Origin of the sequence: Lysinibacillus sp. NPDC093197 (assembly GCF_044754025.1) — a bacterium.
Lineage (GTDB): Bacteria > Bacillota > Bacilli > Bacillales_A > Planococcaceae > Lysinibacillus.
The window spans coordinates 82,690-105,806 of the sequence record NZ_JBIVOH010000009.1 but is presented as its reverse complement, the minus strand read 5'-3'; the positions used below and the strand labels follow the sequence as shown (position 1 = coordinate 105,806).

General features: G+C 37.3%; 25 protein-coding genes and 1 riboswitch. Of the genes, 2 read left to right on the top strand and 23 right to left on the bottom strand.

Annotation, left to right across the window (positions count from 1 at the left end; genetic code table 11):
* Positions 1-25: 25 nt before the first annotated feature.
* The 10 genes from ACIP9G_RS19695 to ACIP9G_RS19650 form a co-directional block, all read right to left on the bottom strand.
* Positions 26-745, bottom strand: a complete 720-nt coding sequence (locus ACIP9G_RS19695; protein ID WP_401021621.1) for a YebC/PmpR family DNA-binding transcriptional regulator — start codon at positions 743-745, stop codon at positions 26-28.
* A gap of 218 nt (positions 746-963) precedes the next feature.
* Positions 964-1,428: a low molecular weight protein-tyrosine-phosphatase gene (locus tag ACIP9G_RS19690; RefSeq protein WP_401021619.1), complete on the bottom strand. Its 465-nt coding sequence runs from the start codon at positions 1,426-1,428 to the stop codon at positions 964-966.
* 59 nt (positions 1,429-1,487) lie between these two features.
* Positions 1,488-2,096, bottom strand: a complete 609-nt coding sequence (locus tag ACIP9G_RS19685) for a lysophospholipid acyltransferase family protein (protein ID WP_340821947.1) — start codon at positions 2,094-2,096, stop codon at positions 1,488-1,490.
* Positions 2,097-2,184: 88 nt separating this feature from the next.
* On the bottom strand, positions 2,185-3,015 hold the full coding sequence (locus ACIP9G_RS19680; protein WP_401021617.1) for a putative RNA methyltransferase: 831 nt from the start codon (positions 3,013-3,015) through the stop codon (positions 2,185-2,187).
* Positions 3,016-4,395, bottom strand: coding sequence for an MATE family efflux transporter (locus ACIP9G_RS19675; protein WP_401021616.1), 1,380 nt, complete (start codon positions 4,393-4,395; stop codon positions 3,016-3,018).
* A gap of 143 nt (positions 4,396-4,538) precedes the next feature.
* Positions 4,539-5,306: a tyrosine-protein phosphatase gene (locus ACIP9G_RS19670; RefSeq protein ID WP_340821942.1), complete on the bottom strand. Its 768-nt coding sequence runs from the start codon at positions 5,304-5,306 to the stop codon at positions 4,539-4,541.
* A gap of 270 nt (positions 5,307-5,576) precedes the next feature.
* The gene (locus ACIP9G_RS19665) at positions 5,577-6,536 is read right to left on the bottom strand and encodes an ABC transporter substrate-binding protein (protein WP_401021613.1); all 960 of its coding nucleotides are present in this window, start codon (positions 6,534-6,536) and stop codon (positions 5,577-5,579) included.
* Position 6,537: 1 nt separating this feature from the next.
* On the bottom strand, positions 6,538-7,080 hold the full coding sequence (locus ACIP9G_RS19660; protein WP_340821939.1) for a hypothetical protein: 543 nt from the start codon (positions 7,078-7,080) through the stop codon (positions 6,538-6,540).
* A 155-nt stretch (positions 7,081-7,235) separates the two neighbouring features.
* Positions 7,236-7,445, bottom strand: a riboswitch (cobalamin riboswitch).
* Between the two features lie 154 nt (positions 7,446-7,599).
* Positions 7,600-8,145 carry a glutathione peroxidase gene (locus ACIP9G_RS19655; protein WP_340821938.1) on the bottom strand — a complete coding sequence of 182 codons (546 nt, stop codon included), beginning with the start codon at positions 8,143-8,145 and terminating at the stop codon, positions 7,600-7,602.
* A 237-nt stretch (positions 8,146-8,382) separates the two neighbouring features.
* On the bottom strand, positions 8,383-8,931 hold the full coding sequence (locus tag ACIP9G_RS19650; RefSeq protein WP_340821937.1) for a hypothetical protein: 549 nt from the start codon (positions 8,929-8,931) through the stop codon (positions 8,383-8,385).
* Positions 8,932-9,024: 93 nt separating this feature from the next.
* Here ACIP9G_RS19650 and ytvI point away from each other — a divergent pair, with 93 nt between their 5' ends.
* Entirely contained in the window at positions 9,025-10,083 is a 1,059-nt protein-coding gene (ytvI, locus tag ACIP9G_RS19645; protein WP_401021610.1) for a sporulation integral membrane protein YtvI, read from the top strand.
* A 409-nt stretch (positions 10,084-10,492) separates the two neighbouring features.
* On the opposite strand, the gene ACIP9G_RS19640 is transcribed toward ytvI, so the two are convergent.
* From ACIP9G_RS19640 to hmpA, 13 genes are all read right to left on the bottom strand, one after another.
* A complete protein-coding gene (locus ACIP9G_RS19640; protein WP_340821934.1) occupies positions 10,493-11,656 on the bottom strand; it encodes a C40 family peptidase in 1,164 nt (387 codons plus the stop codon).
* A 554-nt stretch (positions 11,657-12,210) separates the two neighbouring features.
* Positions 12,211-14,196 carry an ABC1 kinase family protein gene (locus ACIP9G_RS19635; RefSeq protein ID WP_401021608.1) on the bottom strand — a complete coding sequence of 662 codons (1,986 nt, stop codon included), beginning with the start codon at positions 14,194-14,196 and terminating at the stop codon, positions 12,211-12,213.
* Positions 14,197-14,446: 250 nt separating this feature from the next.
* Positions 14,447-15,397 (bottom strand): c-type cytochrome, encoded by a 951-nt coding sequence (locus tag ACIP9G_RS19630; RefSeq protein WP_401021606.1) that lies wholly within the window; start codon positions 15,395-15,397, stop codon positions 14,447-14,449.
* 458 nt (positions 15,398-15,855) lie between these two features.
* Positions 15,856-16,563 carry a DsbA family oxidoreductase gene (locus ACIP9G_RS19625; protein ID WP_401021605.1) on the bottom strand — a complete coding sequence of 236 codons (708 nt, stop codon included), beginning with the start codon at positions 16,561-16,563 and terminating at the stop codon, positions 15,856-15,858.
* Between the two features lie 10 nt (positions 16,564-16,573).
* Positions 16,574-17,350: a sulfite exporter TauE/SafE family protein gene (locus ACIP9G_RS19620; RefSeq protein ID WP_401021603.1), complete on the bottom strand. Its 777-nt coding sequence runs from the start codon at positions 17,348-17,350 to the stop codon at positions 16,574-16,576.
* A 131-nt stretch (positions 17,351-17,481) separates the two neighbouring features.
* A complete protein-coding gene (locus tag ACIP9G_RS19615) occupies positions 17,482-17,709 on the bottom strand; it encodes a sulfurtransferase TusA family protein (RefSeq protein ID WP_340821927.1) in 228 nt (75 codons plus the stop codon).
* A gap of 48 nt (positions 17,710-17,757) precedes the next feature.
* Positions 17,758-18,885 carry an MBL fold metallo-hydrolase gene (locus ACIP9G_RS19610; protein WP_401021601.1) on the bottom strand — a complete coding sequence of 376 codons (1,128 nt, stop codon included), beginning with the start codon at positions 18,883-18,885 and terminating at the stop codon, positions 17,758-17,760.
* 231 nt (positions 18,886-19,116) lie between these two features.
* A complete protein-coding gene (locus tag ACIP9G_RS19605) occupies positions 19,117-19,512 on the bottom strand; it encodes a DsrE/DsrF/DrsH-like family protein (RefSeq protein ID WP_401021599.1) in 396 nt (131 codons plus the stop codon).
* A gap of 16 nt (positions 19,513-19,528) precedes the next feature.
* Positions 19,529-20,083 carry a sulfurtransferase TusA family protein gene (locus ACIP9G_RS19600; protein ID WP_401021597.1) on the bottom strand — a complete coding sequence of 185 codons (555 nt, stop codon included), beginning with the start codon at positions 20,081-20,083 and terminating at the stop codon, positions 19,529-19,531.
* Between the two features lie 82 nt (positions 20,084-20,165).
* Positions 20,166-20,462, bottom strand: coding sequence for a rhodanese-like domain-containing protein (locus tag ACIP9G_RS19595; RefSeq protein ID WP_401021595.1), 297 nt, complete (start codon positions 20,460-20,462; stop codon positions 20,166-20,168).
* Positions 20,463-20,474: 12 nt separating this feature from the next.
* Positions 20,475-20,816: a rhodanese-like domain-containing protein gene (locus ACIP9G_RS19590; RefSeq protein ID WP_401021593.1), complete on the bottom strand. Its 342-nt coding sequence runs from the start codon at positions 20,814-20,816 to the stop codon at positions 20,475-20,477.
* A 43-nt stretch (positions 20,817-20,859) separates the two neighbouring features.
* The gene (locus ACIP9G_RS19585) at positions 20,860-21,120 is read right to left on the bottom strand and encodes a metal-sensitive transcriptional regulator (RefSeq protein WP_173479334.1); all 261 of its coding nucleotides are present in this window, start codon (positions 21,118-21,120) and stop codon (positions 20,860-20,862) included.
* 180 nt (positions 21,121-21,300) lie between these two features.
* The gene (gene hmpA, locus ACIP9G_RS19580; protein WP_401021590.1) at positions 21,301-22,467 is read right to left on the bottom strand and encodes an NO-inducible flavohemoprotein; all 1,167 of its coding nucleotides are present in this window, start codon (positions 22,465-22,467) and stop codon (positions 21,301-21,303) included.
* Between the two features lie 194 nt (positions 22,468-22,661).
* Here hmpA and ACIP9G_RS19575 point away from each other — a divergent pair, with 194 nt between their 5' ends.
* Positions 22,662-23,099 (top strand): RrF2 family transcriptional regulator, encoded by a 438-nt coding sequence (locus ACIP9G_RS19575; protein ID WP_069508058.1) that lies wholly within the window; start codon positions 22,662-22,664, stop codon positions 23,097-23,099.
* The last annotated feature ends 18 nt before the right edge of the window (positions 23,100-23,117 follow it).

The window sequence follows — 23,117 nt, the reverse complement described above, 5'->3', positions numbered from 1 at the left end:
TACTGGTCTGACTTATAATAAAAAATTATTCACCTAAATCTGCGTTATGGTAAACGTTTTGTACATCATCTAATTCTTCTAATGCATCAATTAATTTTTCAAATTTCGCTACATCATCACCTGTTAATGCAACTTCTGTTTGAGGTAGCATAGAAAGCTCAGCAACAGTGAATTCTTGAACGCCCGCCGCCTTCAGTGCTTCTTGTGCAGCAAAGAATTGGTCTGGTTCCGCATAAACAATGACTGTCTCTTCTTCTTCAAGAATATCACGTGCATCGACATCTGCTTCCATTAAAATTTCAAGAACTTCATCGGCAGTCTTGCCCTCTAAACCAATAACTGCTGTTGAATCAAACATATAAGCTACAGAACCACTTACACCCATGTTACCGTTGTTTTTACCAAATGCCGCACGTACATCAGAAGCTGTACGGTTAACATTGTTTGTTAAAGCATCAACGATTAGCATTGTTCCAGCTGGTCCGAAACCTTCGTAGCGTAGTTCATCGAAGCTTTCATCGCCGCCACCCTTCGCTTTTTCGATTGCTTTTTCAATAATATGTTTAGGAACACTGTAAGTTTTAGCACGTTCAAGAACAACTTTAAGAGCGCGATTTGATTCAGGATCTGGTTCGCCTGATTTTGCTGCTACATAAATTTCACGACCGAATTTTGCATTCACTCGACTTGTGCTTTGGTCTTTTGACGCCTTCTTTTCTTTAATATTGTTCCACTTACGACCCATTGTTTCCACTCTCTTTCGAAAATAAAGTTTATAAAAATCATAGATGTACAACTGCACATCTGCAAATGGTATTTAAATACTTTTCGTATCTTTACTCTGCAAATAATAACATATTGATGCTTACAAAGCTAGATATACCAATGTCTAACGTAATGTTTTCTAAACAGGTTGTTGCATGAAATATTTTAATTTTAAGGCTCTTAATCGTTCTTACATGTTCATAGCTTTTGCTCTTGCTTAATTTTTTCTAATAAAGCCCGACAGCCTTCTAGCACTAAATCATAAGTTTCCTGAAAATCCTCTGTATAGTATGGATCAGGTACATCCATCCGATGGTCCGTTAAATCTAAAAAGCGAAAAATTTTTGGAGAATCGGGATTTCCAAGCATCGTGTAAATGTTACGAATATTATTTTCATCCATTCCAATAATGTAATCGAATTGGTCAAAATCATGCTTATGTAGTTGTCTACTTTGCATTCCTGTCGTCGAAATACCATATTCTCGCAACTTGTCTTGTGTACCTCGATGTGGAGGCTCGCCAATATGCCAAGAGCTTGTTGCAGCCGAATCTACTTTAATTTTGTCATGCAACTTCTCTTTTTCTATTAAATCTCGCATAACTGCCTCAGCCATTGGAGAGCGACATATATTCCCTAGGCAAACAAAAAGTACATTAATCATGAAAAATGCCCCCTACGACAAAGCACCCAAAATCAACTTGATTCTGAGTGCTGTCCGTATTATTTTTTATCCGCTGCAATTCGTTTATTTAATTCGTCTGTTAAGGCTATAAGCTCGTGTTCAAGATGGAGTGTAAATTCCTCACGCCCTTCTTTTCCTTTGCCTGTTACATAAAACGGCTCACCATAGATGAGATAACCTTTCCCACGCTTAAACACATCGCCAGCATTTCGCGCTCCAACGTAAGCAGCTGGAACAATCTGTGTTTTAGACAGTTGTGCAATCGTTATAGCACCTTGCTTTAAATCAGATCCTTCTGAGTTTCGAGTACCTGATGGGAAAATCCCAACAATCTTCCCTTCCTTCAGCAACTGCGATGGAACTTTAATAACACTTGGTCCTGGATTGTCACGGTCAACTGGAAAGGCGTTTAAATGGTTAATAAGCCAGCCAAGCCCCTTAATATCAAACAATTGCTTTTTCGCCATAAAGTGAATTTCACGAGGCAAGACTGCAACACCTAAGTTTAATATATCCACATACCCTGTATGTGTACATGCAATAATAAACCCACCATCTTTCGGTAAGTTTTGCTCATCATATACACGTGCTTTTGAACCTGATAATTTTAATATCAATTTGACAAGATTTGCCGTAAATTTATACACTGTTTTATTCCTACCTTATTCAATAGTTATTATCATTGTAATCGAAAAGTGTTGTATACTGCAATTGTCCAAGTCAAATCTATTTGATTTAGACCCGACCTACTAGGACATCGACATCAATCGTGATTTCATTTACAGTCACTTCTGCATGCTGCGCCTTATGCCAGCCCATGGGCGTCATTTCAAGCAGTGCAGGAACGAGCACAGAAGCAAGTGGCACCGTATAAGTTATACGCTCTACTGTGACATTTGAAAAACTTTCACGAAAGCGTTCTACAGTTTGCTCATTGGAGTATGTTTCTTTTGCAGAATCAGCATACAGTTGTGAACGTAATTGTTGCAAATAGCCACTTTGCGGTACCACTTTTACGACACATCCATTTGATGTAAGCAATCGTTTAAATTCTTCATAATTAGCTGGGGATAAAATATTTAGAATGACATCAAAGCTTGTCTTGGCAAAAGGACTCTTTGCTAAGTCACCAACACACCAGATTTGCTTTGGATAATGCCGAGCAGCTGCAAGAATACCCTCTTTTGCAATATCAATACCAATGCCTATCCCTTGTTTTTGCGACAGTATACGGGCTAAATGTGATCCCTCTCCACAGCCTGTATCAAGCACTGTTTTGGCTTCTCCTATTAGTTCTGCTATTTTCTCCTCTAGTGGATCATATAGACCACTATCAATAATCGTTTTACGGGATTCAAAAAGATCTTTACTATATTTAGAAGCTGCACTATGCGTCAGCATATTTACATAACCTTGCTTAGCAATATCAAAGGAATGGTTTGCTGAACATGTAAGCCTCCCTTGATCAAAGACCTGCATGGACTCCTGACAAATCGGACAAGCAAATAACCCGATATTTGCATCTATTAACGCTGCTCCTGCAGCTCGTTTAGAAAGTGCTCCCATTTAATTCGCCTCCTTTTGTTCAGTAGGTGAGACAATTGCAAAACGCTCCCACTTTCGACTTTTCCATCTAAAGTATACGATAATGGCACGCATCCATTCATCTGCTGAAATAGCTAACCATATCCCTACTAGTCCCCAATCTAAAACAAATACAAATAAATAGCCAAGTGGCAAACTCATGCAGACCATCGATAAAAAGCCGATTTTCACGGGAAATCTTGCATCGCCTGAAGCACGTAATGAATTAATAACTACGATATTCATCGTACGACCTGTTTCTAATAAAATACTTAATGCTAATACAGACCCACCAATGGCTATAATCTCTGCATTATCTGTAAATATGCTCATTAACTGTTTTCTAAAAATCGTCACTACACTTACCATTAGTATTGTAAAAATAAAAGCTGAGCGCACGCTTATCCATAATTGATGATAAGCCTCATCTTTTTTACCCGCGCCTACATAGCGGCCAATAATAATAGCTGTCCCCGTACCGATTGCAACCGCAAACAAATACGTAAACATCGAAATATTCATTGCATATTGTCTTGCTGCAAGCGTTTCAGATCCTATATAAGTTGCATAATAGAGGAAGACAATTTGGCAAAATTGATAAAGCACTTGCTCAAATGCAGACGGTAACCCGATATTTAAAATTTTTCTAACATACTCTTTTGAAAAAGTGAAATAGTATTCGATTTTCACACGGATCTCCATTACCTGATACAACAGCCATGCAAATACAATAACCGCAAGTCCACGACTAATAATGGAGGAAATCGCAGCACCTTTCACACCCAATTCCGGCAATCCGAAATTACCAAAAATCAAACCGTAGTTTAACACGACGTGAACGACATTCATACCGAGTGATACATACATTGTCTGCTTCGTCCAACCATGTACACGAATAATAGCCGCTAATGCATTAATAATAGCTTGTAAAAAAATAAAACTACCAATTATGACTAAATAACTTTGGGCATATTGTAAGACATCGCCCTTCAAATTCATCATCGTCATTAAATGGCTTGAGCCTAAGAAAAACAAAGCACTCATAATAAGCCCAACAATTAAGTTCATCGTAATTGCTAACGCTGAAATCTTTGTAGCCTCTAATAATCTTTTTGAACCTAAATATTGCGAGACAACTATCGCAGCACCATTGCCTACCACTTCAAGAATTAATATCGCAATATGAATGTATTGATTTGCTGCGCCCACACCTGATACAGCGTTATCCGATAAGGCACTTAACATAAATGTATCGGCTAATCCCATCAACATAAATAAAAAAACTTCTAAAAAAATCGGCCATGTTAAATGAAATAGACTAAATTGGTCTGCCGAATGTTTCTCTCTAATCGCATTTCCCAACAACTTCACTTCTCTCTATATTACATAAAAATCTATTGTATCTTATCACAGATTTACTACTGTAAAGGATAGCTAATACAAAAATATTTTGAATAGCTTACAAAAAAATCCCTCTCACTAACTTACTGTGAAAGGGCGTCCTATTAGCATAAGCAATTTTCTTGTAATTGCTGGCGTTTTTCTGTTGTTAAACCAAACTCTTGCTCTAAAAATACTGTTTTCGAACCATAACGACTATCTATAGCATCGAAGGCAGCTTGCAAATAATCCTCACGTGCTGACATTAATGCATGGAACTGTTGTAACTCTTGGTCATTAAAAGTATTTTGTATTGCCTGTGCCATTCGTTCTACCATAGGGCGTAAATAAATATTCGTATCTAAATAGTCTTGCATAATGGTTTCCTCGGGTACATCTAATGCGAGCAAAATGAGCGCACCGCCAATTCCCGTTCGATCTTTTCCTACGGCACAGTGATGGACGAGGCCTAAATTATCTGGATTTTGAATTGTAGACATTAATTTTTTAAATGAAGCATTGTTAAATGGCATTTGTGCATAAAAATCGCGGAACATCTCTGGGCTTACAACCTTATAAAAATTGTGGCCGCCGGTATTTGTCGGCATCTCAAATGCGTGGTTGCCTTTTGCAGGAATTTGAATATACTTTGCGCCCTTGAATGTGGGATTAGGATTATTTTGAGCCTCTTGTTGATCTCGGTAATCGAATATTGTTTTTACTCCTAGTGCTTCAAAGCGCTCCTTATCCGCCGGTGTCATCTTACCTAGTGCAGCCGAACGATATAGCAATCCATTCTTAACCACTCTGCCATCTCGCGTCTTATAGCCACCCATATCGCGGAAATTTAAGACTGCCTCAAACGGAATAACCTTCATGTCAAACTGTGTCATCCACTACGCCTCCCTTATTTAAGCAATCATTTATATTTCTATTTTATAGAACAACTGAAGATAATACCAATTATTCACAAAACCTTTTAGTAGAGATTCAAAGTCTATGAATCATCGGTTGTCTTGAAGATATCGGAGGTTGAAGACCGTGAAGCCTGTACTTAGCGGACAACAACATTCACAAGCAAAAAAGTGTTAGATTGATCGCAGTCAATCTAACACTTTATCTCTTTTGCCCAAGTTTTAATGGTTGGCTTTCACCATTTATCCTTATTTAAATAATTCGGGATATACTGCTTTTGCTACCATCTCAACAGCTTCACCAATACGTGGACCTGGACGATTGGAAATATCAGTATCAATATAATTTACTGCTTTATCTTGAATAGCAGTAATTGTATTCCATCCATCACGCCCAAGAATTTCGCCTACTGAGTCTTCTACATAGTTTACTGTTGTTAAAATAACTTGAGGATTTTTCGCGATAACATCTTCCTCAGAAACTTTTACCCATCCTGTTTGATCACCAAATACATTGTTCACATTCGCTGCATCAAGAATCTCTTGTTGGAAAGTACCAGCTGCTGTTGTATAAATATCTGGCTTAGGGCTAATTTCTAAATAAACATTTTTCGGTGTTTCTACAGTTTTTACTTTTGCTTGCACATCCGCAATTTTCGCTTTAATATCTTTGTTTAATTGCTCACCTTTATCTTGAACACCCATCACTTCAGCAATTTGTTGAATATCTCCATAAACATCTTCAAATGATGCGGCTGATTTAATAACAAATACTTTCACGCCTGCATCTTCAAGACCTTTAAGGGCATCTAGTGTCTCGTCATTACCTGTGTAATAAGCAATTACAACATCTGGCTTTAGCGCTACAATTTTCTCGCTATTGAATGTTACAGAATCTGACACTCGTTCGATTTTTTTTGCTTCTTCTGGGTAAGTATCATATTCAGTTGCCCCAACTACTTTATCGCCAACACCTAGTGCAAATAGAACTTCAGTGTTACTCGGTTGTAATGACACAACCGTTTTTGGTACTGCATCAAATGCTACTTCTACATCGCGATCATCTGTCACTTTGTAGCCTGTTTGCTCAGCTTGTTGTCCTGTTTTCGATGTATCGTCCTTTTTAGCTTCATTTGCTGTGCCGCAACCTGCCAATACAAGTGCTAACATTAACACTGTAAGCCATTGGAATTTAAATAGTTTCTTCACTTTACACATTCTCCTTCTTTTTCTTCATCGGATATGATTTGCTTATAAACGGTATTTCAGCAATACCAGCTTGTTGATTCATGTATACAGCCATTACAAAAAATACATTAGCTAATAATCCTAAGTAATCGAAAAGGATGGCTGGTACTTCTCTTTCCTCAGAAACTTTATGTAGAACACGGTATGATTTTTTTGCCTCACTACGACATAAATGAAGCGCAGTTGCAGCCCCCGTACCTTGTGGTAAAACAAAGTTTTGGATTTCTTCCTTTACATGCCCCACATAAAAATCATAGCGCTCGCTAAGCCATAACAAATCTTCTTCCGTTACCGCTAATTTGCCACGTACTGAGCCATTTACATGGTAGGCCATTGGCAAAATAGTCAATAAATCTGTCGCCACTACTTCAACTTTTTCAGCTTTTACAGCCGTCAATGCTACACCGACATGAGTTGTTAAACTATCCGTACGAATCTCAAAATCTACTGTAGATATTTTTTCACGCATGAACGGGTAGCAAGAATAACGGGCATCTTTTTTCATACTTAGTCCCTTCTTTCTTTCATGAACAGATTTTGCTTTACAGGTGCATAAAAAAACGCCGCTCCCTAGGGAACGACGAAAATAGCATATATAGTGCCGCCTCACGCGACATTGCCTATGTATTTGCCGTATATCCTCCTAGCTTCCGAAGAGTTTTTATACATTAAATAAAGGTCGGTCTCCTGGCTCGTACAGCTCACTACCCAATGCAGTAGCGATATCATAAAACCTTCCCATCTTGGGTCTTCCCCTTTTCGACAGTGGCATTTATTATGATTCTTGTACTTACAGTTGCGGAAACAGCTTCGGTTTTACACCGAATTCCCGATTATGCTAAAGTTAGCACCATTATTCTGCAAGAATTATTCACTTGATTAGCAGTTTATCATATATTGATTTGAAAGAGTAGTTGCGAGATTGTGGAATATTCGAATATATTTATACAAAACTTAGCACTATTTCTACATAGTGATCCGCTATTTGTTATTCCAGCCTAAAAATTCTGATTAAAATAGCTAGCTATAAAATTTTTTCAATAGCTTGCTCAATATCTAATTGTGAATCTGTTGGTTCAAAGCGCTCAACTGTATGACCTTGATTATCTACTAAAAATTTCGTAAAGTTCCAACGAATGTTACGTCCATCTAAAAAGCTAGGTGCAATTTGGATAATAGCCTCAGCTAACATCTTTTCCTGCATATTCGCCTTTCCGAATTCACGAAAATCTACTTCATGCTTTAAATAATTGAATAACGGATGTGTCTCTTCTCCATTAACCTGAACTAGTTCAAAAATCGGGAAAGTTACCCCGTAGTTAAGTTGACAAAGTTGAGTTGTCTCAACTCCATCTTCTGGGTTCTGCTGTCCAAACTGATTACATGGGAAACCTAAAACAACGAAATTTTCCTTGTCATATTTATTATACATTTTTTGTAAATCTTCAAATTGATATGTAAAATCACATTGGTTGGCTGTGTTGACGATTAACATTGTCTTTCCACGAAATGTCTCCATTGATAAAATTTCACCATTTGGCTTTTTCACTAAATAATTATAAATCCCCATTTTCTCGACCCGACCCTTTCTTATTTACAAAAATTATACTGTTACTATGCTATATACAGTTGCAGATTTACGTGTTTCCTCTTTATAGATAGTTTCTGGCTCTCACTTATACTAAAGCTTACGTCAGTATATAAGACCTATCAAAAACTGAATCCATCCTCCTGTTTTCATTATAATCAATAACTTTTCTTTCTTCAAAATAACACACTTGGGCATAAAAATAGCCATCTCGCTATTTTAACGGATGGCTGTTTTATATTTCTTTTTGTATTTTATATCCTGCTCTTCTTCTATTAATCTCTTTGCAATATCCAGTAAGTTTTGATCATTCGTAGCATCAAACAATTTCTTGAAGGAGACAATAATATCATATCGAATACGCGATGGTTGCTTTTCATCGATACATGTTTGGAACCTTTTCGCTAAATACGAAACAATTAAATCCCTTTGAACTTGTCCAGCAAGCCCAATTTGCCAAATTGCTTGAAGAGCATGCCTTGCAGTTACTGTTTTTTCATCGTATGTTACGGCCCAAATTTTTAAAAAATCATCCAGAACACGTTCTTCCGGGTCACTTTTTGCTGCTAATGCACATAAAAACTGTGCTGCCCGTGCACGAGCATGTCCATCTGTATATGTAAGGGCTTTAATAAGCTGTTCCCAAACTGCATATGTCCAATCTACTGGTTCTTGCATAATTTTTATCAATCTTCTATACGACTCGTATTCAATCTCACGGTCACGCTCTGTTAAATTACTAAAAAGTTGCAAAATCTCTTTTTCCATGATTTATCCCTACCTTCATTCTTTCAGAACGTTTTCAAATTTTAATTTTTTTATGTTACACTTTACTTAAAAATAACGATAAAAGGAGAGCTTATGAATAGAACTATAACTCGAAAGTTGACTATACGAACTCTAGCGATTATATGCCTACTTATAGCCTTATATTTTATCATTCCTGTCTCCGTGCCAATTATTTTAGCAGGTATTACAGCTTTTTTATTAGAACCCATTGTTATGTTTTTTAAACGAAAATGGAAAATGTCGCGAAAAATAGCTGTTGCTTTTATATACATAGTAAGTGTTATTTTTATTTCTATTATTTGTTACTTTACTATTACGCAACTAATGTCGCAAATTATTTCCATTTCAAAGCAAGCACCTTACTATATTTCTAAATTATCCGAGATGTGGGGTCATATGCAAGAGAATATTTCAAAATATACAGAAGACTTTCCAACTGAAGTGAGTGCTTCACTTCAAAAAACGACAACCGACTTCATTGAGAAAGTTGAAGAATCTTTTTTAAACTTCTTTAATTATACCAAAGTTACGACCTTCTTTTCACAAATTCCAAGCCTCTTTATAAGTCTTCTTGTTTATATGATCGCCCTATTTCTATTTATGCTAGATTTACCAAAATTAAAACAGTCAACTTACAAATTTTTAAAGCCTACAACTGAAGAGAAATTGAAAATTATTACTAATCGTTTAAAAGATGCATTTTTCGGTTTTATGAAGGCTCAGATTCTTGTTAGCTTTATTATAGCTGGGGTTACACTTGTAGGTTTACTACTTATTCAACCGAAATATGTGATAGTAATGACCATAATTATTTGGATTATTGATGTTATCCCGTTCCTTGGCTCAATTATTATTTTAGCACCTTGGGGAACTTATCACCTCCTGTTGGGTAATACAGCGATTGCCATTAAGCTCTTTGTTCTTGCAGCTATTTTATTAATTATTCGCCGAACTGTCGAGCCTAAAGTAATGGGTGCACATATCGGCTTACCCCCTCTGCCAACATTAATCGCGATGTTTATCGGTTTGCAATTGTTTGGCGTCATCGGCTTACTCGTAGGACCATTTGTTATCATCTTCCTCTTCGCCTTAAAAGAAACAGGGATTATCAAATTCAATTTTAAAATTTAATATAAGATTGAAAAAAATATACTGCAGTTAGGGATATTCTATTTGATGGGCGTATAAATACCAAAAGGCACTCTCGGTTCTTTTTAAACAGAGGGTGCCTTACATTTTTGTCTATTTACAACTACTAGAATATGAAGTTATAAATTGATTGACTCAGCTTTCTTTAAGAAGCGTTTGATTATTACTGCTTCTTCTACACAAGTAATGTAAGCAGTTGGCGCAATCGTTTTATCCGTGTAATTTAATTGTTTGGACTAAATTCCTTAGTGTCTGTTACAGTTTTTAAAACTGTTATACAGATTTATGTTTATAGATTTTCAAATAAAAATAGCACCCATTATCGTTACTTGATAATGAATGCTATTTTATTTAACTTTTTTGCTATTAAAATCGTCTAACTAATATAGACTTATTGAATACGACCGAAGCCTACTAAATATTGGTTCCACCAATCAAGTGACTCAATGACTACCCCTTTATTTTGAGCATCAATCATTGTGTTATTACCAAGGTAAATACCAACATGCGCTACGCCTGAGCCATAGCTGAAGAATACTAAGTCACCAACACGAGCTTCACTTGCTGAAATTCGTTTTGTTGATAAATATTGTTGTGATGCTGTACGAGGTAATGATACGCCAGCTTGCTTGTAAGACCATTGTACAAGACCTGAGCAGTCAAAGCCTGTTGTAGGATTACTGCCACCCCAAACATATGAACGACCTAGGAATTGCTTCGCTGTAGAAATAGCATCACCTGAAGATGCAGTACCTGAACCAGATCCAACTATGATTGGTTGAGGTTTGCTACCACCGTTATTTTTACCGCTAGTGTTAGTGTTGTTGTTATTGTTGTTGACATGAACTACAGGTGTAGCTGCTTGAAGTGCACGTAACCGAGCTGCTTCTTCTTCCGCTGCCTTACGCTCTGCTTCAAGACGCTCTTCTTCTTGTTTCGTTGCAATTTGTGCCTTTAATGCAAGTGATTTTGCTTGGTTTTCAGCTTTTTTTACTTCCATTTCGCTTTCTTTTTGTTGAAGCTCTTGGAATTGTTTTTGAAGCTCTTTTTGTTTTTCATCTAATGTTGCTTTTTGTTCTTCTAATTTCGCTTTGTCTGCTTCTTGTTGATTTACTAGCTCTTGGTCAGCATCCATTAATGTTTTTACCGCTACGACACGGTCCATTAAATCTGCAAAGCTCTTCGATTCTAGAACAACGCTTAAGTATACACCCACTGTGTTATCTTGTGCTTGGTATGCAGCCATACGCTCACTTAAAATAGTTGAACGTTGCTCAATACGTTTTTCAGTTTCAACAATACCTGCATCTACTTCTTTTATATCTGCTTGTACTTGGTTAAATACTTTAACTTTTTGATCAATTTCTTGTTGAAGTTGGTCTAACTCTTTTTCTAAACTTTTAACTTCTGCATCAATTTTCGCTTTTTTATCTATCATATGCTGAGACGTTTCTTCAGCGTGTGCTTCAATCGGTTGAACTGTATTAAATAATAGGCCGCCTGCAAGTGCTAATGCTAGCACCATCGACTTACGCCATTTATTACGCTTACCCATGGGTCTTCATTTCCCTTCATCTATCAATTTCGCTCTTTATTTTCCTATGTAAATACATGAACGATCAATTTAAATTCTTATGTTTTTATTAGCCTTTTAAAGTTTAGCATTATTGCCGTAACTTTTATACTATTTCCGACCGTTTTAATAGTTTAGTAAAACTCGAAATATAATTGTAACATTGTAATTAATACGACATTTTTCTACAAAACGTTAATATAACGCTACAAATTACTACAAATTTCTCTAAACAGCACCTTGTGCCTTGGTTATTTGTAATCTTTTTGTAATATAAAAAGGTAGGAGAATCATCCCCTACCTCAAACTGTATCCAAACTCATAGAATTAAACTACTACCATTGATTTCTGCTGCGGGCGAGCGCTTGCCGCTCCAATCAACTGAAAATGTACATTGTGAAGAACACTAGGAAATATGCGATCGACGACTTTAAGTTGCTTAACAAAATTGCATTGCAGCCAATGCCTACTAAATGACAAATTGCAGTAATAGTGAATTTCTTTATACTTTAATCAGCACTTTGTAGTGTCTTCTCCTACCTCATTGAGCGTAGCGCTTGAATAGATAGTCTTACTAATAAAATTGCACATAAGAACAACCCTAGATAAGCGGCAGTATTCAAATACACTGCATACGACTCATGAATGAATTGAGAAATTGCTAGTAGTGCGACCGAGATAATACCAAATGTAATGCCGACAAGTAATAAAACAAAACGTGCAAATAGCTGGGTAATGAAACGTGAGTTATGGTCATCTGAAAAAATATCATGATGCAATATAATTTTTCCGCTTTCTACTCTTTGAATAAGCTGATCAATACGTCTTGGCATTTTTCGTAAAGTAGGAATCAGCATCGACAGTTCTTCCTGCACTCGATCTTTTGTCGCCATCGGTTCTTTAAATGGTCTTAAAAATGCAGCTCTCATATAAGATGCGGAAAAATCTTTAGCTTCTGTAAAAATATCAAATTGCGAATCAATTACACGTAATGTCCCATCTAATGTTACTAATGATCGAAGCGCTAAACCAACAGAAGGATAAAACGCAAGGCCAAAATCCCGTACGACAGTAAACAACGAATGTATCAATTCTTCAGTTGGAATACGATCTACATAGGATATTTTAAGTAATATTTGGTCCATTGCCTGTTCTACCCTACCACGATCCGCATGGTCCTTATTTTCTACTAGCAACATTAAGCCATCGTATAAAATACTGGAATCATTTTGTTGAATACCTAATAAAAATAACTTTAATCCCTCTTGTTGAGTAGCTCCTAAGCGTCCCACCGCTCCGAAATCGAGGAGAATTGGTCCCCCATCTGTCTCATCAATATAAATATTTCCTGGGTGCGGATCTGCATGAAATATTCCTGAAAATAACATTTGTTCAAAAAAGGAATACAAAATTGTTCGTGCAAATTGTCTGCGATCAATATTCAATCGTCTAAATTCAGATGAACCCTCAGCCACACTTTTACCACGAACGTATTCCATTACAATGATGTCTTCATCACAAAACTCTGTATATATTTTAGGTATACGTACTTTATATTCACTTTTGGCAAGAGCATTCGTTACCTGTAAAGTATTGCGTACTTCAATATCTAAATGAATTTCTTCCCTTAAGCCATCTGCAAATGCTCCAGCTAATTCTCGGAAGCCTAAAGACTCTGCCCAAGTAGACTTGTTTGCAAACCAATTTGCAAATTCCTCTAAAATATCAAGATCATCACGCATAATTCCTTTTACTTCTGGACGCAATAGCTTGACTACGACTTCTTCATAGTTTTTCAGTCGTGCCTTATGTACTTGTCCAATAGAAGCTGCTGCCAATGGCTCCATTTGAAAGTTTGTAAATACATCATCTACAGACATTGGTAGGGATTCCTCTAAAATCTTTGTAACTTGCTCTTGAGGTAAAGGCTTTACACTTTGCTGTAAATGTTTTAACTCATCTATAATAATAGGAGAAAATAATTCTTTGCGCGTTGAAAGTACTTGCCCGAATTTAATGAATATCCCGCCACATTGCTCCAAAGTTGTACGTAATGCAACAGCAAGCTCCTTCTCATTTTCCCGCTGCCTTGCATATTTAATCGTTTGCACTATACCATTTGTTACTGCTATTTTTAGCACCTGACGCAATCTCTTCTGCTGACGCCAGTAGCTACGTAATCTCAACAATATTGATTTTTGCCCATTACGTCGCTCTCCACCTTTAATCCCTATTGGATCAAACAGTTCGAATACGAGATAGAGTAACATCGAGATAAGCAACATACTACCTATCCAAATAAGCGTACTTACCTCGGTAACGGTTTGCATCATCGACTCCGATAAAAAATCTCGATGACGCAAATAGGAGTACCAATAAACAAAGGACGTAAGTGTAACACTAATAACAACAGACAGTACTCTTCGTACAAAGTTAATATTTGAGCCTATTAAACGACCACTTACAAAATAAATAATTCCTGCAACAAATATAATTTGAATAAGTAACTTCAAGTAAATCAACAAGCGCCACCTCCCGTTGTTTTTCCTAATACTGCTAGTATACCAAATTCATGTACTAACTTTCTTTTCCGAACTACTAGGGACAGCAAGATAAGTTGGAGGCAGTTCCACTATTTTCTTTTACGCATAATAGGACTTCTTATAACGTAAAAATCCACTTCGCTTTCCGCGGGCTTTTCGTAAGCCGCAGAAATCTCCATGGATTTTCACTGACAATATTCAGAATTGTTTCGGTGCCTGGCACTTTTTTTTAATTCGTAGAAAGCACTTGCACCCAATCAATCGTGCCATTTTTTACTTGATCGCGCTTCTCTTTATCCATTAAGTCGTTAGGACGACCACCTTTTGGCCAGTCTTTATCGTGGTTGGCCCATTCAGGACGATCCTGCGATAAAATGTAGGCAGCTAAGTCAGCAGCATCTTGATCAGATAATGTTCCACCCGCTCCAACTGGCATATTATTTTTAATGTAGCCAGCCATTTTGGACATACGCGCCATCCCCGCACCATCATTAAAGGAATTATCGCCCCATAATGCTGGACCTGTGTTAGCGCCAGTACCAGAGCCATCTGCAGCATGACAAGCAATACAAGATTGTCCGTATAATTCTTCTCCGTTCGCTACATCTGGAACAGGTATGTTTTTCATATTACTTGTACCTGCCCATTCACGCTCTGCTCCAATCGGTACTCCTTGTGAAATATAAGCAAAATAGGCAACCATAGCTTCAAGTTCGTCGCTGTTCATTTCAAACTTTTTGCCGTTCATACTTCTTACCATACAGCCATTTATGCGTTCTTCAATCGTCACAATTCCTCCAGAACGAGCGATATATTGTGGGTAGTTAGCCATAACGCCAACTAAAGAAGAGGCTTGTTCATCATAGCCTGCACCTGCATGACAGCTTGTGCAAGATAACTGATTTCCTACATATTCATCCGCAGCAACGTGCGTATTATTTACAAGCTCATAACCAAATAAAATAGCTTCTTTCATCGGTCCATCAGGTACTTCTTCGATACTCGGTGGAGCGTAGACTACCTTTTGAGAAGCCGCCGTTGTTGGAATTTTTGTCTGTACTGCCGCTTCTTGCGTCTCACCATTTGCATCACCTAAAATTTCGTCACTGATCACTGCCCCAACAAAAAGTGTAGCGGCTAATAAGACTGTTCCCGCTATACCAGTAGCCATTTTCTTCATTACCAATACCCCCTTTGAATGTTAATTTTATTCTAGCAAGATAATATATGGCACGATGTGACTTTTCTCACACTTCACAGGAATAGAACCATAAAGACGATAAAAATGGAATTATTATACAAAATATTTTGTTCTATAACAATAGAAACAATCCTTAATACCTCTTGAAGTACCTAATTTTTTCTGCTAAAAACTGTGCTGTCTACATAGCAAAACCCACTGTTTTCGATAAGAAAACAACAAAAATAGTATGCCAAGAACACTTGGCATACTATAGTCTCCTATATTGTAAAAAACCACTTTGCTTTCTGTCGGGCACAAGCCGCAACCCTTGCTACGCTTGGTCTATTGCGTCTTACATCTTATGTAGTTCCCGCTGGAGTCTACGTGATTTTTACTTACATACTCACAAGTTAATAATCTGAAAATTCAAAATCGTTTCGGTGCCTGACACTTACTTAGTATTTACATTCGCCATCAGCACAGGTAGCGTCTCCATGACCAACTAGGTTAAATGTTGGTTTAATGCCTGCAATTTCTGCTGCTTGATGCAATGTACGCACGAACACTTCATTTGGCTCAGCACCTTTAATGCCGTAACGATTTTCAAAGACGAAGAACGGTACGCTTTGTACGCCAATCTGTTGTGCATCATAGCGATCTTTATCCAACTCTTCCATAAAATCGTTTGGATTAGTCAGCACTTCTTTTGCTGTAGCAACATTCAAGTTTAATTCTTTAATAACTGCTAGTAAAACAGCCTCATCATTTAAATCTTTACCTTCTATTAAATAAGAAGCCATTAAAGCCTCCGTATAAGCCGCTTCTTTACCAAATTGTTTCGTCCATTTTGCTAGTCGATGGGCGTTTTCAGTATGCACTTTTTTCATCTCAGCAAAATTATATGCTAGATTAACTTCTTTCGCTCGGTCTATTATGCCCTCAGTCATTTGCTGGGCTTCTTCAAACGTTACTTTTTGGTGTGCCATGAAATATTCATAATAATTTTGACCAACCTCTTTGGATGCGCCCGGATCAATTTGGTAAGATTTATATTCTATTTCTACTTGATTTGTATAGCCTGCCTCTTTTATTGAGTGCTCTAATTCTTTTTTCCCGATATAACAAAATGGACATGAGAAATCTGAAAACACTTCAATTTTCATAGTATCCCTCCTATAAAATATCCATCCAAATTTTCACTGCAGTAGCTAAAATCAGGACAGCCAATATTCCTTGTAATACTTTCGTATCCAAACTCTTACCTGCCTTTGCCCCCAATGGTGCTGCTATTAAACTAGCTACAATCATTATAGCCGCAGGGTAATAATCGACTTGACCCGTTATCAGTTTTCCTGTTGTCCCCCCAACGGAGGAGATCAACGTAATGGCTAAACTTGTAGCAATCGTCATACGTGTTGGAATTCTTAGTACAACAAGCATTATTGGTACAAGAAGGAATCCACCAGCTGCCCCCACAATGCCAGAACCAATACCGACGATAAATGCTAAAATAGCTGCTACTGACTTATTAAATGTAACTTCATTCATCGGCTTCTCATCAATTTGTTTTTTAGGAATAAACATCATAATTGCAGCAATGAGTGCCAATATTCCATATACAATGTTGACTCCCGCCTCCGATAAATATCGGGAACCAAAGCTACCTATAAAGCTACCAACTAAAATGGCTCCGCCCATAGAAATAATAAGCGATTTATTTAAGTAGCCACCTTTACGATATGCCCATACACCCGCAATCGAAGCAAACAAAACTTCTACAGCACTAATACCCGATACCTCATGCGCTGTAAATGCCGTAAATCCGAGTAAGGAGGGAATATACAGAAGCATAGGATATTTAATAATGGCTCCTCCAATTCCTAGCATACCTGATACAAAAGAACCTACAAAGCCAATTATAAATATTGTAATTACCCACGATATAGCCATTCAGTTTTCCTTCTTTCAAGTCTTTTACACCTTGTCCTCTATTAATTACGAGGCATATCAAGGCAAATATCCCAATGAATTTTAGAATGAAGATGAAAGGTGAGTGTCCTCATTTGAACACTCACCCCGCATTACGCTTTTTGAATAAAGAATGTAATGACGCCAGCTTCTTCCGATTTATCTAAAATCGTGTGACCTCCCGCATTAGCCCATGCAGGAATATCCGCTAAAGCTCCTTTATCCGTAACTTGTACTTCTAAAACCTCACCTGATTTCAGTGTATCAATAGCCTTTTTCGTTTTCACGATAGGCATTGGGCAAGATAAGCCCTTTGCATCTAATTGTAAGTTCGCGTTCATGTTAATCTCCTTTTAAATTGTGTGGAAATTGTGTGGGTGCCTGGCACTCTATCTAACTGCGCAGCGGTTCGGCCCGATTTCCATTTCTGTTTGTTCCTCTAATGCCGGTGTTACTTTCCCCATATTCACTTGGCGAATTTCCTGATATGCATTTGGTTGTGGCGGTAAATTATTTGTTACAATGTTGCGGAATGTCTCATCATCATCAATATTTAAGCCGTGATTTTCTGCAAATAATTCGCCTAGACGCTTCGCAACAGTACCATCTTCGTTTAATTCATCAATAATCATAAAATGGGCAGGTAACACAACTAAATCATCCGATAATTCACGGTAGCGCTTATAAAGCGTTTCTCGTAAATCACCAACCCAGTCTTCTGCAAGTCCTGCTAAATCAGGGCGACCAATCGAATCGATAAATAAAATGTCACCTGTTAATAAATATTTACCATCTACAACAAACGATGTCGAGCCAATCGTATGACCTGGTGAATAAAGTGCACCTACATCAATTTTCGATGCACCAATTTGCACAGTAGTGCCATCTATTAATGGCGTATAATCAAATACGACCTCTTCTGCATCCTTCGGAGGTAAGTAATAGGCAGCGCCTGTTGCAGCTGCGATATGACGACCACCTGAAATATGATCAGCGTGTAAGTGCGTATCAAAGACATGTTTAATGTTTACGTTTTTTTCTTTTGCAAAGTTTGTAAATACATCTGTGAAACGAACAGCATCAATAATTGCTGCTTCACCTTCCGAAATAACCATATATGATAGGCATCCTTTACCTAAACGGACGAACTGGTATAACTCGCCCCCACCAGTTAAATTGCCTACTTTAATTGGCTCTAAATATTCACTCCACGTTTTCATACCACCCTCTAAATAAGCAACTGAACGTCCAGCTTCTGATAGCATCTCAGCTATCATCATCGATGAACCTTCCTTTGCGCAAACGACTAATACATCTTTATCCGCTGGGATTTTAGGTAAAATTTCTTCAACACCATCCAATAACGCAAAATACGGAACATTTAGGTACTCAAATTTATGCCCATCAATTTTCCAATCTGCAAATGCATCTGCATTACGTAAATCTAAAATAAATAAATCATCATTTTCGATTACTTTTTTCGCTACATCAGAAGCGTTCCATTTTAATAGTGACATTAATATTACCCCCTAAGGTATTATATTACTTATTTTTTTAGCGGAAAGGACATGCCTCTCCGCTTACTTGCTTTATTGAGCAAAATCATTTACCCAACGATATAATTGCATTCATTATTTCCCTAGCCCGCTTGAAAAACGCCTCTTATAATCTGTGACCTTTAACTTCCTTCAGTCGAGATTTGAGCACTACTAAATATTCGTGCATCATGAGCATTCATCTTAAGCAAGTTAAAACGTTAATGATGGTGCTGCATCTTTAGCAAATTCTAAAAATGTAACAGCCCCTCCAACCTCAATACCATCTACGAAATCTTCAATCGTTAAGCCCATGACGTCCATCGTCATCTGACACGCAATAAATTTAACACCTAATTCCTGTGCCGTTTCCACTAATTGCGGAATTGCAGGGACATTCGCTTTTGCAAATCCTTCAGCAAAATGCTCTGCTCCAGCAGGCATCGGTAAAGCATGCATCCCTTGCTTATGAATTAAATTTAACCCTTCAAATGTGAAAAAGATTGCTACTTCCTTGTCAGAAGCCGCCGCTGCTGTCGCGATATTGAACACCTTATACGCATCGAAAAGACCACCGTTACTTGCAATAATTGCTACTTTGTTTGACATAATAAATTCCTCCAATTTAAATAGTTTTGAATAATTCGCCCGTCCAAGATGTCATACCTGGTAGGACGTTAAATACTTTTGTAAAACCATTTGCCTCAAGTTTTTGCGCCGCTAAGTCACTACGCGCTCCTGTACGGCAAATTACATAAATTTCTTGTTCTTTATCTAGTTCAGAAAGTCGCGCTTCAAGCTCACCCATCGGAATCGACTTAGCACCTTCAATATGACCGAAAGCAAACTCCGCTTCCTCGCGCACATCAAGAATAAGCCCATCTCTTCCTTGTATTTGCTGCAACTCAATTGTGGATTCAAACGTTTTTTCACCGACTGCATCTTGTGCACATTTACGAATATAATGTTTCAGCACAGCATCTTCATCTATCGTTCCAATATACTGATGCCCAACAGAGTCAGCCCAAGCAGCAATATCCGCTTTCGAACCTTTATCCGTTGCTGATACTTCTAAAATTTGGCCATCTGCTAATTCCGCCATTGCCTTTTTCGTTTTTACGATTGGCATTGGACAAGATAGCCCTTTAGCATCTAGCTGAAAATCTGCTTTAATTGTCATAACTTCCTCCTTATACTTATAGGGGTATTATTTTTAATAAAAAAATATAGAGTTGGCCATTGCATAACCTTCACTACATTTTTTACCGAACTTCACCTTCCCACGCAAGCATACCACCAACCATATTTGTCACATCAAAGCCTTGGCTTTCTAAAAATTGAGTAGCTCGACCACTCCGAGCACCTGATCGGCAAACCATAATATATGTTTCATTTTTATTTAACTCATGCATACGAAACTCCAGCAAGCCTAGCGGAATATGAATAACACCAGGTATATGACCTTCCTGCACTTCATCTACTTCACGTACGTCAATTAATTTTAAAGTTTTGCCTTGTGCCAAAGCCTCTTGAACTTCTTTTACTGCTATTTCTTTCACGATTGTTACCTCCTAATAAGCGCTCATGCCACCACGGACATTAGTTACACGCTCATATCCTAGTTTTTTCAATTGCTTGCACGCCTGACTACTACGCATACCACTTTGACAAATAACAACAACTTCTTTGTCCTTCGGTAATTTATCGAATCCAGAGCCAAGGGGAATATTTTTAAATTGAGGAATGTTTTGACCTTTGTACTCAGCAGGTGTTCGCACATCAATAAATACTTTATCCTTATCATTCAGCATATTTTTTAATTGTGCTGTTGAAATTGACTGCACCCCTTTTGCTGGCTTCATACGCCAAATTAAAAAACCAATAACAATCGCAATAATAATCCATGTTTCCAAGTGTACTACCTCCTATCCACATACTATAAAGGGTATAATGAAATTATCTACTTTTCACAACTAAATCCATCGCTTCTTGGATGGCAGTATTCATTTTCTCTGAATCTCCATCGGCAGTCGTTACACAATCTAACAAGTTTTCACTGACGATAACCCCTATCGTCCGATCAACTGCAGAACGCACGGCGGATAGCTGTGTAATCACATCTTTACAGTTTTGACCTTCTTCCATCATGCGTAAAATTCCCCGCAATTGGCCTTCCATTCGCTTTATACGATTGGCTGTTTTAGCATCGTACGCCATTATGTGCACGTCTCCCTTCCAATTTAATAATCCATCTTGCTTACGTGCTTTATAATATACCCCTGTAGGTATATTGTCAACACGAAAGATCTAATTATTGTTTTTCTTACTTTTTTACATAAAAAAACTCTGCTACAAGTGCACAAAATGTGGCTTATAACAGAGTTAGGTATTATTTTTTTAGTTTGCTAATTGCATAGCTGGACCAAAGAATTCATAGTGAATCTTTTCATCTTTTACGCCGATTTCATGGAGATTTTTAATTACTGCTTCCATAAAGCCGATCGGACCACAAATATAAACGTCCGTATTGTTCGTTACTTGCTCAGCTAATAATTCTTTTGTCAGTAACTTGTCCTCATCAGAATAAAGCGCAGTATACGATGCATTAGGAAGCATGTTTACTTTGTCTTTAATGTCATCACTGAAAGCTACTACATTTTCATTACGCGCACATTGAATGAAATTAACTTCATTTGCTGCATTATCTTTTAATGATTGCAGCATACTGTTTAATGGTGTTACACCAATACCTCCACTAACGAATGTAATTGGCGCTGCACTTTCTTGTAGAACAAATAATCCTGCAGGTACGCTTACATCTACTAAATCTCCAACTTGTAACACATTATGAATGAAGTTAGATACTTTACCATTCGGAGTATGCTCACTTTCACGTTTTACTGAAATACGGTAGCCGTCCTCTGCACTAGCCTGTGAAAGCGTATATTGACGGTTCAATAAATATTCTTCACCAGGTACTTTCACACGAATGCTAATATATTGGCCAGGTTCGTATTCAGGAAGTGGTGAGCCATCTTCATTTACAAAGTAAATAGAAGTAACGAGGTCGCTCTCAACTTCTTTTTTCGCTACTTTTAATGGTTTAAATAAACGCCAGCCACCATTATTTTCAGCTTTTTGATATAGCTCTTCTTCTACTTGAATGAAAACATCAGCAATGACGCCATAAGCTTCAGCCCATGCATTGATAATGTCATCTGTAGCTGCATCACCTAAAACTTCTTTAATCGCTTTTAATAAGAACTCACCCACGATTGGGTAATGCTCTGGTAAAATTCCTAAACTACGGTGTTTATGAGCTATTAACATAACTGCCGGTAAAATGGCTTCTAAATTTTCAATATGAACTGCCGCTGCATAAACTGTATTTGCTAGCGCAGTTTGTTGACGACCTTTTTCTTGGTTTGTGTGGTTAAAAATATTTAATAATTCTGGATGAGCTTGAAACAAATTTTTATAGAACGTCTTCGTAATTTCTACCCCATGAACTTCTAATACGGGTACTGTCGCTTTAATAATTTGTACTGTTTCTTGTTTTAACATATCGCATACCATCCTTTCGTGATTACAATATAACGCTTTCATTTCCTTAAAGCAATATCTAAAATACATCTTTAACAAAATGGACATATTTGATGTATTTTAAATACATCTTTTAAAAAAGTAATGTATTACTATAAATTATTGTAGAAATGATATAATTATTATAGTGACAATATAGAAAGTAGGGTGTTCCAATGCGATTAACTTTATACACAGATTACTCCCTTCGGACACTCATTTATCTAGGAGCAAAAGAAGAGGGTCAGCTCTCAACCATTCAAGAAATTTCAGATGCCTATAATATATCAAAAAACCATCTTATGAAAGTGACACACCAATTGGGGCTACTTGGTTACATCGAAACAATTCGAGGCAGAGGTGGCGGCATCCGTTTAGCAATTGACCCTAAATCAATTACTATTGGTGAAATTGTACGCCATACAGAAGAAGATTTTCACCTTGTTGAATGCTTCGACAAAGAAAATAACTTATGTAAAATCGCACCAGAATGTCAATTAAAAGGTGTTCTTTATGAAGCCTTACAAGCATATATGGCTGTCCTTGATCGTTACTCCCTTGATGATTTTTTACATTCAAAGGAAAAATTAATGGCTTTATTATTTGGCAAATAAAAATACCCGCTCAACAAT

What these genes read in the sequence shown, in the direction of transcription:
- ACIP9G_RS19600 (WP_401021597.1), bottom strand. Translation starts at nt 20,083, where the DNA reads ATGACAATTAAAGCAGATTTTCAGCTAGATGCTAAAGGGCTATCTTGT.
- ACIP9G_RS19620 (WP_401021603.1), bottom strand. Translation starts at nt 17,350, where the DNA reads ATGGCTATATCGTGGGTAATTACAATATTTATAATTGGCTTTGTAGGT.
- ACIP9G_RS19680 (WP_401021617.1), bottom strand. Translation starts at nt 3,015, where the DNA reads ATGGGAGCACTTTCTAAACGAGCTGCAGGAGCAGCGTTAATAGATGCA.
- ACIP9G_RS19630 (WP_401021606.1), bottom strand. Translation starts at nt 15,397, where the DNA reads ATGAAGAAAATGGCTACTGGTATAGCGGGAACAGTCTTATTAGCCGCT.
- ytvI (WP_401021610.1), top strand. Translation starts at nt 9,025, where the DNA reads ATGAATAGAACTATAACTCGAAAGTTGACTATACGAACTCTAGCGATT.
- ACIP9G_RS19605 (WP_401021599.1), bottom strand. Translation starts at nt 19,512, where the DNA reads ATGTCAAACAAAGTAGCAATTATTGCAAGTAACGGTGGTCTTTTCGAT.
- ACIP9G_RS19575 (WP_069508058.1), top strand. Translation starts at nt 22,662, where the DNA reads ATGCGATTAACTTTATACACAGATTACTCCCTTCGGACACTCATTTAT.
- ACIP9G_RS19615 (WP_340821927.1), bottom strand. Translation starts at nt 17,709, where the DNA reads ATGAACGCGAACTTACAATTAGATGCAAAGGGCTTATCTTGCCCAATG.
- ACIP9G_RS19625 (WP_401021605.1), bottom strand. Translation starts at nt 16,563, where the DNA reads ATGAAAATTGAAGTGTTTTCAGATTTCTCATGTCCATTTTGTTATATC.
- ACIP9G_RS19585 (WP_173479334.1), bottom strand. Translation starts at nt 21,120, where the DNA reads ATGGCGTACGATGCTAAAACAGCCAATCGTATAAAGCGAATGGAAGGC.
- ACIP9G_RS19695 (WP_401021621.1), bottom strand. Translation starts at nt 745, where the DNA reads ATGGGTCGTAAGTGGAACAATATTAAAGAAAAGAAGGCGTCAAAAGAC.
- ACIP9G_RS19655 (WP_340821938.1), bottom strand. Translation starts at nt 8,145, where the DNA reads ATGGGGATTTATAATTATTTAGTGAAAAAGCCAAATGGTGAAATTTTA.
- ACIP9G_RS19670 (WP_340821942.1), bottom strand. Translation starts at nt 5,306, where the DNA reads ATGACACAGTTTGACATGAAGGTTATTCCGTTTGAGGCAGTCTTAAAT.
- ACIP9G_RS19640 (WP_340821934.1), bottom strand. Translation starts at nt 11,656, where the DNA reads ATGGGTAAGCGTAATAAATGGCGTAAGTCGATGGTGCTAGCATTAGCA.
- ACIP9G_RS19650 (WP_340821937.1), bottom strand. Translation starts at nt 8,931, where the DNA reads ATGGAAAAAGAGATTTTGCAACTTTTTAGTAATTTAACAGAGCGTGAC.
- ACIP9G_RS19690 (WP_401021619.1), bottom strand. Translation starts at nt 1,428, where the DNA reads ATGATTAATGTACTTTTTGTTTGCCTAGGGAATATATGTCGCTCTCCA.
- ACIP9G_RS19660 (WP_340821939.1), bottom strand. Translation starts at nt 7,080, where the DNA reads ATGAAAAAAGATGCCCGTTATTCTTGCTACCCGTTCATGCGTGAAAAA.
- ACIP9G_RS19610 (WP_401021601.1), bottom strand. Translation starts at nt 18,885, where the DNA reads ATGTCACTATTAAAATGGAACGCTTCTGATGTAGCGAAAAAAGTAATC.
- hmpA (WP_401021590.1), bottom strand. Translation starts at nt 22,467, where the DNA reads ATGTTAAAACAAGAAACAGTACAAATTATTAAAGCGACAGTACCCGTA.